Source organism: Niameybacter massiliensis, from assembly GCF_001282685.1.
GTDB classification, from domain to species: domain Bacteria; phylum Bacillota; class Clostridia; order Lachnospirales; family Cellulosilyticaceae; genus Holtiella; species Holtiella tumoricola.
Genome location: NZ_LN875035.1, coordinates 3,029,723 through 3,043,002 on the forward strand (window position 1 = coordinate 3,029,723; position 13,280 = coordinate 3,043,002).

Genomic DNA, 13,280 nt, shown 5'->3' on the forward strand with positions numbered 1-13,280 from the left:
AAGGATTACTTATGCTATCATTAACAAACCAAGAACAACCTATTATCAGTGGTGCCATACACTACTTTAGATTACTCAAATCTGATTACAAAGACCGTTTACTCAAACTCAAAGCTTGCGGTTTTAACGCTGTGGAAACTTATATTCCTTGGAATCTTCACGAACCTAATAAAGGGGAATTTGTATTTGATGGTCACTTTGATCTTGAATACTTTTTAGAACTTGCAAATGAACTTGAAATTGCAGTTATTTTACGTCCAGGTCCATATATTTGTTCTGAATGGGACTTTGGTGGGCTTCCTGCTTGGTTACTCCAAGATCGTAATATGGTACTTCGCTGCTACGATGAGATGTATTTAAAACATGTAGACGATTGGTTTGATGAACTTATCCCTCGTATTGCACGCTTCCAATCTACAAGAGGTGGCTCAGTAATCGCTGTTCAAGTTGAAAATGAATATGGTAGTTATGGAGACGACAAAAAGTATCTGAACCATATTAAAGAAGGACTTATCAATCGCGGTATTGATGTACTTCTGTTCACTTCTGATGGTGGCCCTGACCATATGCTTACAGGTGGTACGCTTCCTGATGTATTTAAAACAGTTAACTTCGGTTCTGGTGCTGACTGGAACTTCTCTCAACTTAAGAACCGTCAGCCTGACCTTCCTGTAACTTGTATGGAATTTTGGGATGGTTGGTTTGATCACTGGGGTAAGGAACATCATACACGCCCAAGTCATGAGGTTGTAGAAGTTTTAGAAGATATGATTAAGCACCAAGCGCATATTAACTTCTATATGTTCCATGGTGGTACTAACTTTGGTTTCTATAATGGGGCAAACTACTATGACAATGATGGTGGTTACTTACCTACTGCAACAAGCTATGATTACTGCGCGCTTCTTACAGAAGCTGGTGATATTACAGAAACTTATCTTAAAGTACGTGAATGCCTTGAAAAACACTTCGGCAAAATTCCATATGAAGTGCCTGCTAATACAACTAAGAAAGCTTATGGTAAAGTTCAATTTGAAAAACAAGCGCTACTTTTCGATAACTTAGATCATTTAGCTACAAAACATGAATCTGCCAATGCACGCAACATGGAACATTGGGGACAAGACTATGGCTATATCCTTTACCGCAAACATGTAGAAGGTCCTCGTCAAGAATTACATATTGGATTATTAGAAGTAAGAGACCGTGCTCAAATCTTTGTAGATCATAAAGAACTTGGTATCTATATGAGAGGAGAAAAACAAAACTTATCCTTCCCTATTCCTAAAGATGGTGTACAACTTGATGTGCTTGTAGAAAACTTAGGACGCGTTAATTATGGTCCTAAACTTAAAGATTATAAAGGGGTTTCTGAAGGGATTACTCTAGGCGGTTGCTTTACTTTCGGATACGACGTTTACAACTTAGATATGAAAGACTTATCAAATGTAGCATTTAAAGAAGGTATTTCTGAAACTGATAAACCATGTTTCTATCAAGCTACACTTATGGTAGATGAAGTGGCTGATACTTTCCTTAAATTTGAAAACTTAACAAAAGGCTTTGTAGTTATTAATGGATTCAATATTGGTCGTTACTGGAATATAGGACCACAAGAAACATTATTTGTACCAAGTGGCTTACTTAAAGAAGGTGCAAATGAAATTGTTATCTTTGAACAACATGGTACTAAAGAACCAAGTATCGAATTTATCGATCATGCTATCCTTGGATAATCTCTAAATAGCTATTCTTCACTCCTTAAATGATTTTGAAACATTTAGGCTTAAAGGTAACTTTAGGGTATAAGATTCTATATCTTATACCCTAAAAACTTACGAAACGTTCTATTTTTATATTTTATTATACTTCTTAAAGGGGTCATAACAGATGAACACACTTAAACTTTGGTACAAACAACCTTCTCCTATATGGACCCATTCACTTCCTCTCGGGAATGGGCATTTAGGTGCTATGGTAGACGGTGGTATTTATAAAACACGTTTTCAACTTAATGACGATACACTTTGGTCAGGCTACCCTCGTGATCTTCATCTTGTCAATGATGCAACTGCTTATGAACAAGCTAAAGAAGCAACTTTAAACCAAGACTATCAAGAAGCTGAAAAAATCTTAGAAGACAAGTTACTTGGAGGTTGGACAGAGGCCTATCTACCTCTTGGTGAACTTAGCCTATCTTTTCCTTTTGATCCAGCTCTTGAGATAACAAACTATACACGTACGTTAGATTTAGAAACAGCTTGTCATACTACCCAGTACACTATTGGTAATACTACAATCTGCCAAGAATCTTTTATTAGTGCACCTCACGATGCACTCTATATTCATTTAACAAGTAGTACTAAAGGTTTTTTATCTACAACAATCAACCTTACTAGTCCATTAAATGCTACAACTCAAGTCAAAAACGATGGCATTGAATTAGATGGCATTGCTCCATCTCACGTAGAACCAAACTATGTACATTGCCTACCTGAAGAAGGCGTTCTTTACTTTGATGAACCTGAGAGAAAAGGTATGCGCTTTGGTACTACCCTCAAAGTACTTACTGAAGATGGTGTGTGTTCTTACAACAATGATGGGATAGTCGTTGAAAATGCTACAACCATTACTATCGTGCTCAGTGCTAAAACAAGCTTTAATGGTGCATTTAAACACCCTTATCTAGAAGGCATGGACTACAAAGCTTATCTTGACAATACATTAGCACAAGCTACTGCTATTGACTTTGCTACTGCAAAAGCTTTACACATTGCCGATTATACAAATTACTTTAACCGTGTAACATTAGAACTTCCTACAAATGAGCAAGAGGCACTTCCTACAGATGAGCGTCTTAAAGCTTTCACCCAGGATCAATCTGATACTGGTCTTGCTTCTTTACTCTTCCACTATGGACGTTATTTACTCATTTCCAGTTCTAGACCTGGCACCCAAGCCGCCAACCTTCAAGGTATATGGAATGAGGAACTACGTGCACCATGGAGTTCTAACTATACAGTCAATATAAATACTGAAATGAATTACTGGCCAAGTGAAGTATGTAACCTCTCAGAACTTCATACACCTCTCTTTGACTTAATTCATGACATTAGTATCAAAGGACAAGAAACAGCTAAAAAATACTACAATGCTTCTGGTTTTGTAGCCCATCACAATATTGACCTTTGGCGACAAACAACACCTGTAGGCAATCACGGTGCTGGTAGTGCTGTTTATGGCTATTGGAACTTAGGAAGTGGTTGGTTAAGTACACATCTTTACCAACACTATCTCTATACATTAGATCAAAATTTCTTAAAAGAAATTTATCCAATTTTAAAAGGTGCAGCTTGGTTCTATAGTGATTTACTCGTTCAAGATTCCAAGGGGCACTACTTCTTACCAATGTCTACGTCACCAGAAAACTGCTTTAACCATAATGGCCAGTCTTTAAGTGTATGTGAAACAACAACTATGACTACTGCTATCGTTAAAGAAACCTTCAAAAACTTTTTAGACGCTATGGTAATCCTTGGTCTTGATGATGCCCTTCAAGCTACATTATCCACTCAGCTCACCAGTTTCCTTCCTTACAAAATAAGTGAACGTGGTACCCTTACTGAATGGTCACATGATTTTGCTGAGACAGACCAAACACATCGTCATGTATCACACCTTTATCCATTATTCCCTGGTGAGGAATTTAGCTTTAAAGCAACACCTGAACTTGTAGAAGCAAGTAAACAAAGCCTTCTTGTTCGTGGTGATGATGGTACGGGGTGGAGCTTAGGTTGGAAAATTAACCTTTGGGCTAAACTACGTGATGGTAATCATGCACTCAAACTTGTAGAACGTCAACTTCGCTTAGTAGATAATACTTCAACCGAAATGTATCACGGTGGTGGTACTTATACCAACCTCTTCGATGCCCATCCACCATTCCAGATAGATGGTAACTTTGGTGTAACCTCTGGTATTTGTCATATGTTGGCTGAGAGTCATATAGGAGAAGTTTATCTTCTACCTGCTCTACCGGACAAATGGCATACAGGCAAAGTAACAGGCATTAAAATTAAAGGTAATATTACATTAAATATGAATTGGAAAGACGGACAGCTTTTAGAAACGACTTTTGTTTCTCCTATTTCTCAAACACTAACCGTACATTACAATGGCCGTACAACTTCCATTCATCTATTAGCAAACCAGCCTTATTCTTTTATAAAACTAAGATAATTCTATATTCCTTAAGGAGCATTACTATGACTACACTTAATACGATTTATGCTAAAGATTTTGGTATCCTACCAAATACTAATCAAGATATGACTAAGCTTTTCCAAAACATGTTTGAAGCACATCCAAATCATGCTCATTTTGTACTTGAAAAAGGTACTTATAAGTTTTCTTCCGATGAAGCTACACAAGCTGACTACTATTTTTCTAATACAGATCAAGAAAATCCACGTCATCTTTCTATCCTTATTAAAGACATGGACAATATTATTTTAGACGGTGGTGGTAGTACTTTTATCTATGCTGGTCAAACTACACCTATTGCCATTGACCACTCATGTAACATTACTGTAAAAGATATTACTATAGATTGGGATATTCCTCTTTCTGCAGAAGGTGAAATTGTTGCTGCATGTGAAGAATATGTAGATATGCATATTGATAACAAGCTCTTCCCTCACTATGTAAAAGATAACCTACTTTGGTTCAAAGGGGAAAACTGGGATTCTAATACTTCCGTACTTTATGATCCATTCTGTGAGTTCAACCAAGTAACTAAAAAAGTGGCTTATCGTAGTGGTGATGCATTCCATCCTCATGGTCATACACAACTTGAGAATGGGCTTATCCGTTTCCATGGCCCATTTCCTCATATCCCTACAGTAGGAAACTTTGGTGTACTTAGACACAATAGACGCTTACATCCTGGTCTCTTCCTTAACCAAAGTAGTGATATTGCTCTTCACAATATCACTATTCATAATACTGGCGGCTTAGGGATCTTAACGCAATTTTGTGATACTATCCATTATAAAGCTGTACGTTTTGAACCAAACCGTACAAAAGGCCGTCTGGTCGTAAGTGGGCATGATGATGGACTTCATTGTTCTAATAATAGAGGAGCTATCACAGTAGAAAATTGTTGGTTCTATGGTCTTATGGATGATCCTATTAATGTTCACGGTACTTCCGTACGCATTACAGAAGTTGTAGATAGCCATACTTTAAAAGGTATTTTTGTTCATCACCAAGCTTACGGATTTGACTGTTGGGCTGAAGTTGGTCATGAGATTTCCTTTATTGAAAACTTATCTATGGCTCCTTATGGAACAAGCAAAACAAGAGACTTTAAGCTCCTTTCTCCAACAGAATTTGAGATTACTTTTGAGGAAGCTATTCCTCAAGGCATTAAATCTGGAGATGCATTAGAAAACCTTACAAATTCACCAAGCTTACTTTGTAGAAATAACTACTTTGGTAGCTGTAGAGCACGTGGTGTACTTGTTTCTACTCCACGTCAAGTAATCATTGAAAATAATGTTTTTGACTCAGCTGGTTCAGGTATTTTAATTGCTGGAGATGCTAACTATTGGTATGAGTCAGGTGCTTGTACAGATGTTATTATTCGCAATAACCACTTCAATGAATGTGTAAGTTCTATGTACCAATTCTGTGAAGGTATTATTAGTATTTGTCCTGAAATTCCACAACCAGCACTTGATAAACCATTCCATAGAAATATCCGCATTACAGATAATACATTTACAGCTTTTGACTATTCTGTACTCTACGCTCTTAGTGTAGATGGTTTAGAATTTAGTAATAATAAAATCATTAGAAGTTATATGTATGAACCATATGGTAACCGTCATCATATGATCAACCTAGAGTATTGTCAGAATGTTCGCATTGAAAATAATGCACTGATTGGTGAGGTTCTCGGTCAAGATATCCACACAAAAGGTATGAACTCTGGTGATAACCTAGAAGAAGTCACATCTATTTCTTCTACAGGGGTACTACAAACATTATAGAAGTCATTAGCTTCTTTATATTATTAAACATATTGCAATAAGATTCTCTTACTAATCACCTCGGTAATTAAGGTACATGTAAAAAAAGGTATCGCTTCTAGGCCATACCTTTTTTTAGTCTATCCAACTACGTTGTTGTTTTTCTATTTTATCTTTACTACATACACCTTTTTTATACCATTCACAGCTACTACAAATAAAACTAAAAAGCTCATAAGAATAGTCACTATAAATCTCATCTATAATCTGCTTAAAAGGATAAATCTTATGTTCCTCTAATTTATATTTATCTAATGTTCCTTGGTCTAGTAATTCTACCTTTTGAGAACTTCTACATATAGAATCTTCTAGATAAGGGCAAGCTTTACACAGGCTATCACTTCTTTTTTCTAGCAGTATCAACTGCTCCTTATCCTTTCGTAGCTGCTCTACAATCTGAGTCATATTACTAACAAAGTCCTCACTATATCCTTTGCCTTCATAAAAAAATATACAATTTATATGATGTGGTCTAAGCCTTAATACTTTCATTTAATATCCCTCTAAGCTGTTTTTTCATTTGGAGTCCCACTCCAACAGCTACTCCTGTTAAAATAAGGTCTTTTATAATATAGGGATATACTCCTGCAACCATTGCTTCCTGGAATGATAGATTAAGTACCCCTTTTAGTTGTAATGTCCCTATGAAATAGTTCATTATAAGTCCTATGTAAGCCCCTAATATAAGTATTTTTTTATTCTTTTGCTCTGCTGCTTTTCCAATAATAAATGCAAGCACAATAAATCCTGTTATATATCCACCAGTAGGTCCTACTATCACGCTAAACCCTCTACTAAAATTAGCAAATACAGGAATACCTATAGCTCCTATTAACGTATAGACAATCATGGCTAATGTAGATATCTTTGCTTCTAATATAACTGCTAATAAGACAGCCCCAAAAACTTGTAATGTAAGTGGAACGGTTGGAAATGGAATAGCTAACTGTGAAAATACACCCATCAATGCAGCGCTTAGACCTACAAGTGTCATCTCTTTTGTCGTAATCTTTCCCTTCATCTTAATCCCTCCCTTAGTTTCTTAATAGTTATATCATAACTTATCCATTCTTTTTAGTAAACCTTTTAACTCCAATAAAGTTTACTTTTAAACCTTATCTTTTATTTAATTACATTTTATATATCTTCTATTTATAATAATATACTCATCCTTTATTTAATCTTATTACCCTATATTAATCTCCTTATATTTCTATAATCATTTAGTTACTAGAGATAATCTATGGTATCTGTTTCCTCCTATGGAACAATAATTCCTTATACAAAAAATAGAGTGTCTGAATAGACACCCTATTTTCTATTTATTATAACCCGTTATTAGCAATAACGTTTTTGTACCAATCAAATGATTTTTTCTTGTAACGTTTTAAGTTTCCATTACCTGCATTATCTTTATCTACATAAATAAAACCATAACGCTTCTTCATTTCACCTGTTGATGCACTGACTAAATCGATGCATCCCCAAGTCGTATAACCTAATAAATCAACGCCATCTAATTCAACAGCTTTAATCATTTCTTTAATATGTGCTTCTAAATAAGCAATACGATAATCATCTTCTACTGTTTCATTTTCACCCAGTACATCTACTGCACCTAATCCATTCTCTACGATGAAAAGTGGTTTTTGATATCGATCGTATAAGGCATTCATTGTAACTCTAAGTCCTATTGGGTCAATCTGCCATCCCCATTCACTCGCTTGTAAGTGTGGGTTTTTCAGTGTAGCAATAACATTTCCTGCTGTTCTTTCTCCCACATTTGGATCTTTGCTTGCAAGTCTTGATGTATAGTAGCTAAAGGCAATATAGTCTACAGTGTTTTCTCTTAAAATACGTTCATCATCTGCGTCAACTTCTAATTGGATATTATTTCTTTCTAAGAATTTCTTAGCATAAGCTGGATAAGCTCCTCTTGATTGAACATCTATAAAGAAATAGTTATTTCTATCTTTCTCCATAGCTTCTAATACATCCTCTGGCTTACAGCTATATGGATAGAATTGACCTGCTGCTAGCATACAACCCACTTTATTTTCTGGATTAATCTCATGAGCTAACTTGGTTGCAAGTGCAGAAGCCACGAGTTCATTATGAGCTGCTTGATATTTAACTTGTAGCTCATTTTCTCCTTCTTTAAACATAATACCTGCACCCATAAATGGTAAATGCATAAGCATATTAATCTCATTAAATGTCATCCAATACTTAACTTTGCCATTAAAACGTTTAAAGATGACTTCACAATATTTTACGTAAGCATCAATCAGTTTACGACTTCTCCATGAACCATATTCTTGTTCTAGAGTTAAAGGTACATCAAAGTGACAGATGGTTACAACAGGTTCAATGTTGTATTTAAGAAGTTCATCAATAAATGCTTCGTAGAATGCTAAACCTTCTTCATTTGGTTCACTTTCTAATCCTGTTGGGAATATTCTAGACCAAGCAAATGAAAAACGATAGCACTTAAAGCCCATTTCTGCAAATAATGCAATGTCTTCTTTATAATTATTGTACATATCAATGGCTTCATGAGAAGGGAAATATGCATCTTCTGATAAAGCATTATAATGTAATTTTCCTTGCATTACTGCTCTACGATGTTCTCCCCAAGGAATCACATCTACTGTGCCAAGACCTTTACCTCCATCTAAATATCCACCTTCACATTGGTTGGCAGCTGTTGCACCACCCCATAAAAAATCTTTTCTTAATCCACTCATTCTCGTTCCTCTTTTCTCAAAAGGGGGACATAACTATGCCCCCTTATCATTTCATTCTATTGTTTTATTATTTAAGTACTTTGATGATTTCATCCCCTAATTTTACTAAGCGATCATCAATTGCAAAGATATTTGTAAAATCATCTGTATTTGTAATTAATACTGGTGTAATAACGTCGTATCCTTCTGATTTAATGCCTTCAATATCAAAGTCTACAATAGGTGTTCCAACTTCTACTTTATCTCCTGCTGATACATGTGTTCTAAAGTATTTTCCACCTAATTTTACTGTATCTAAACCGATGTGCATAAGAAGTTCTACACCATTTTCATCTGTCACTGCGATAGCATGCTTTGTATCAAAGATCATTGTTACTGTTCCTTTTACTGGTGATACAAGTTGTCCTACAGTTGGAATGATAGCCATTCCTTTACCCATAATTTCTTCTGCAAAAGTTGGATCATTTACTGCTTTTAGAGGTACAGCTTCACCCATAAGTGGTGCACAAATTGTTGACATTTCACCTGTATGAACTTCTACTTTTTTCTTATCTGTTACTACTACTGTTGTATTTGTTTCTTCTTGTTTTGGATCTTTGTAAAGAATTAAGCACGCTACGAATGCTACAACAATACTGATTGCTGCACCAATACATGCATAAACGAAGTTAGACATGCCGTCTCCACCAATATAACTTGGTAAAGTTAAAACCCCTGGAGAACCACCTGCAAAGTTTGCTACACGGAAGATCCCTAAGAATAAGCCACCTACAGCTCCACCAATCATTGATGCGTAAAGAGGTGTTTTAAATCTTAAGTTAATACCGTATAATGCCGGCTCTGTAATACCACATACACCTGTAATACCTGCTGAAGAAGCAAGCTGTTTGATCTCTTCATCTTTTGTTTTAAATGCTACTGCTAAACTTGCTGCACCTTGTGCTACGTTTGATGCTAACATACCTGGATAAATAATTGTGTCATAACCCATTGTCATACGATTGTTAATACCGATTGGAATAAGACCATAGTGTGTTCCTGTCATAACAAGTAATGGTGTTAATCCACCAAGAATTGTAGGTACTAACCAACTACAGTAAGATTCAAGTGTTTTAATACCCATACCAATTTTATCACTTACAATATATCCAATTGGTCCAATAACAACTAATGTGATAATCCCTGTTACTAATGCTGTAATAAGTGGTTTTGAGAAGAATTTGATTGCTTTTGGAGAAATTCTATCAGCGATAGGTTCTACATAAGACATGAACCAAACACCTAAAATAATAGGTAATACGCTAGAAGCATAACTTGCTGTTGCAATTGGTAAGCCAAAGACTCTAATTGCTTCACCTGATTCTTTAGCTGCATTTACCATACTTACAAAGTTGGGATGTAAAAGCATACCACCAAGCATCATTGCAAGATATGGATTACATTTAAATTTCTTAGCTGCTGAGCTTGCAAGTAAAATTGGTAAGAAGTAAAAGGCTGCATCTGCCATAAAGTTAATCACTTGATAACTTTGAGCATCTGGTGTTATAACTTTACATGCTACTAAAATTGCAAGTACAGCTTTCATCATACCCGCTGCTGTAATAGCTGGTAAGATTGGTGTAAAGATACCTGAAACTGTATCAATGACTTTTGCTAATGGTTTCTTATTATCTTTTTCATCAGAACTGGTTGCACCATCTAAGTCAACTAATTCCATGATTTCTTTATATACGCTACCAACATCACTTCCGATAATGATTTGGTATTGTCCACCATTACTTACTACTCCCATAATACCTTTTGTATTTTTGAGTTGTGCTGTATTTGCTTTCTTTTCATCTTTTAAGTTAAATCTTAATCTTGTCGCACAATGTGTAAGGCCTGAAATATTACTTTCGCCTCCTACAAGTTCCAATATGGTTTTTGCTAATTGTTTGTAATCCATAGTACTTACCTCCTGTTATGTATAATGTGAACGGTTTTCGACTAAAAAAGGGTATAAAAAAATACCTAAATAAAAATCAATTAGTGACTTACTAATCCATTTCTATTTAGGTATAGCCTACTTAAAGTAACAATCCTAATATTACTGCATGGTAATACGCTTAATATGAATGGTTAAGTAAATCATCTCATCTTCTGATAACTCCCACCCATACTCTTGCTTAATATAATCCTGTATCTTCTTGGTACATTCATATTCTTTTTTATATTGATTCTTTAATGCTTGAATAAACTGTTCATCTTGGTCTTCCATCGCACTTCCTGTAAATAATCTTTGAGCAAAGAACTTAAGGTGTGTGATAAATCGCTCATAATGAATTGAATACTCATCTAGTTCCAACTTAAAATGATACTTAATGATTTTCAAAATTTGTTGAATCATCTTAGTCATATCTGTTGTCTTTTCCATAGACAAGTCATCCATTAATGCATTTACTAAATGTAAGGCTATAAATCCTGCTTCATCCTCTGGTAACTCAATGCCTAATCGCTGTCTAATAATACTGAGTGCTTCTTTCCCTACTAAGTATTCATGATTATATAGCTTTTTAATTTCCCATAATAAAGCATTTTTAATATTAATACCCTTTTCATATCTTTCTAATGCAAAGTGAATATGATCTGCCAATGTGATATAAATATTTTGATTCAACTTCTTACCTAAAGAAGATTTTGCGAAATTAATAATTTCATTAGTAACTTGTATATGTTCAATAGGAATATTCTCAAGTAATTTAATAAGTTGATTGGAACTACCTTGTTCCTTACAAGTGTAGACCTTCTCTATCAGTGATTCATCAATTTCATCACCAGGTACTTTTTTAAATCCTAATCCACATCCCATTACTAATATTTCATTATTATGTTCATCAAAGGACTTAATTAAGTTATTATTAATGACTTTAACAACTTTCATAGGTTTTGCCCTTTCTTTCATTTAATCAAAAAAGGCTATACCGCCCCCTGTGAACATAATCATAAAGATAATTATTTTTTCACAAAAGTGGTATAGCCTGCATTACCAGTAACAATCCCTTTATTTATACATATATCATACTACTTCCACATAATCATGTCAATACACCTTATAGTTTTTATCTTAAAACAACATTTTTAGCTATCACTTTTTGTACATATTAAACAATTCTAGTAGTTTTCTATAACATTTACGCAGCATTTCAAAACGCTCTAAATTATTTTACGATTGTTGTCGAATATAATTTATATAAGTATATGCTGTTATTAACATATTCTCTCAAATACTATAATAGAAAGGATTTGATCATGTCTCCCAAACAGGCTTTGTCTGATATATTAAAAAAGGCTACATTAACCTTAGAAGATAATAAAACCGCTGCCTTTGAAATCATTAGTACCTGCTACTCTAACTATAATCAAAAATTACAAGAACTTATAGAAATTGAAAAAGAACTGCCTTTGATTATTACTCAGCTCAAAGAACTTAGTGTACTCGATAAAGAATTTCGTCAAAAACTTTCTATTTGCTCCTATGACTTTTCACAACAAGGTCATGAGCATTTAAAACGTCTTTTTGAAGAAGCTAGTATTATACATACACAACTGCTTCAGCTTGAAAAGCATGAGCAAAATTTAATTAAACGAAGAAATATTTTAGAGGTGGAATTACAAAAAAATATCTCAGAAATTCATCTTGCAGAAAGTATGGTTCAGCAACTAGCAATCTCTCTTACTTATTTGCAAAATGGAATGAATCAATTAGATATTTCTACAGCTCAAGAAGAGACCGCTTCTATTCAACACTATCTATCCTTATTTAAATTTGTGGAAAATGAAAAACTTAGCATTGCTCGTGATCTACATGATGGACCTACTCAGGAAATTGTAAGTGTACAAATGCGACTAGATTTTTGTAAAAATATGCTACTTCAAGATTTAGATAAAGGATTTCTACTTATTGATCAGCTTAAAGATAATCTTTCACATGCCATATCTGAAATACGTGAAATCTTATTCCGCATTACACCTGCTCCTTTAGAATCTCTTGGTTTAAAAAATTCAATCGATAATATACTTTATAATAGTTTTAATAATACATGTACTAAAGTACAATTTATCTATAATGTAAGTTCCTCCAATATAGATATTGAATTTCAAGGTTCTATCTATAGGATTGTTCAAGAACTTATTTCTAATATAAAAAAGCATGCTTATGCACCTCAAGTTACACTCACCCTTTGTCAACAAGAACAACTTATTCATATAGAGGTTATTGACAACGGCGTAGGATTTGATATAGATGAGTATCAAAAAAACTTTTCTTCCTCTTCAAAGTCTTATGGTTTCACCAATTTATATACACGTATTAAAGAACTTAATGGTTCTATTAAAATAAAGTCTTCCCAAGAACTAGGAACACATTTTAATATAAAAATACCAATCATTACTATATAGGAGG

The 13,280-nt window shown here is 34.4% G+C and carries 9 protein-coding genes; 4 read left to right on the plus strand and 5 right to left on the minus strand.

Annotation, left to right across the window (positions count from 1 at the left end):
* The first annotated feature begins 11 nt into the window (after positions 1 to 11).
* From BN2390_RS19690 to BN2390_RS19700, 3 genes are all read left to right on the plus strand, one after another.
* Positions 12 to 1,736, plus strand: a complete 1,725-nt coding sequence (locus tag BN2390_RS19690; protein WP_053986003.1) for a glycoside hydrolase family 35 protein — start codon at positions 12 to 14, stop codon at positions 1,734 to 1,736.
* 154 nt (positions 1,737 to 1,890) lie between these two features.
* Positions 1,891 to 4,239: a glycoside hydrolase family 95 protein gene (locus BN2390_RS19695; RefSeq protein WP_053986004.1), complete on the plus strand. Its 2,349-nt coding sequence runs from the start codon at positions 1,891 to 1,893 to the stop codon at positions 4,237 to 4,239.
* Between the two features lie 26 nt (positions 4,240 to 4,265).
* Positions 4,266 to 6,053: an alpha-1,3-galactosidase-related protein gene (locus BN2390_RS19700; RefSeq protein ID WP_053986005.1), complete on the plus strand. Its 1,788-nt coding sequence runs from the start codon at positions 4,266 to 4,268 to the stop codon at positions 6,051 to 6,053.
* Positions 6,054 to 6,167: 114 nt separating this feature from the next.
* Here BN2390_RS19700 and BN2390_RS19705 read toward each other — a convergent pair whose 3' ends face one another.
* The 5 genes from BN2390_RS19705 to licT all read right to left on the minus strand — a co-directional run bounded on the left by BN2390_RS19705 (position 6,168) and on the right by licT (position 11,780).
* Entirely contained in the window at positions 6,168 to 6,584 is a 417-nt protein-coding gene (locus BN2390_RS19705) for a DUF1284 domain-containing protein (protein WP_053986006.1), read from the minus strand.
* Entirely contained in the window at positions 6,565 to 7,113 is a 549-nt protein-coding gene (locus tag BN2390_RS19710) for a biotin transporter BioY (RefSeq protein ID WP_053986007.1), read from the minus strand. The genes BN2390_RS19705 and BN2390_RS19710 overlap by 20 nt, the downstream gene beginning before the upstream one ends.
* 304 nt (positions 7,114 to 7,417) lie before the next feature.
* Positions 7,418 to 8,839, minus strand: coding sequence for a 6-phospho-beta-glucosidase (locus BN2390_RS19715; protein ID WP_053986008.1), 1,422 nt, complete (start codon positions 8,837 to 8,839; stop codon positions 7,418 to 7,420).
* Between the two features lie 67 nt (positions 8,840 to 8,906).
* Positions 8,907 to 10,784: a beta-glucoside-specific PTS transporter subunit IIABC gene (locus BN2390_RS19720; protein ID WP_053986009.1), complete on the minus strand. Its 1,878-nt coding sequence runs from the start codon at positions 10,782 to 10,784 to the stop codon at positions 8,907 to 8,909.
* 141 nt (positions 10,785 to 10,925) lie between these two features.
* Positions 10,926 to 11,780 (minus strand): BglG family transcription antiterminator LicT, encoded by an 855-nt coding sequence (gene licT, locus BN2390_RS19725; RefSeq protein ID WP_271010861.1) that lies wholly within the window; start codon positions 11,778 to 11,780, stop codon positions 10,926 to 10,928.
* 365 nt (positions 11,781 to 12,145) lie between these two features.
* Here licT and BN2390_RS19730 point away from each other — a divergent pair, with 365 nt between their 5' ends.
* A complete protein-coding gene (locus BN2390_RS19730) occupies positions 12,146 to 13,276 on the plus strand; it encodes a sensor histidine kinase (RefSeq protein ID WP_198524953.1) in 1,131 nt (376 codons plus the stop codon).
* Positions 13,277 to 13,280: the final 4 nt, after the last annotated feature.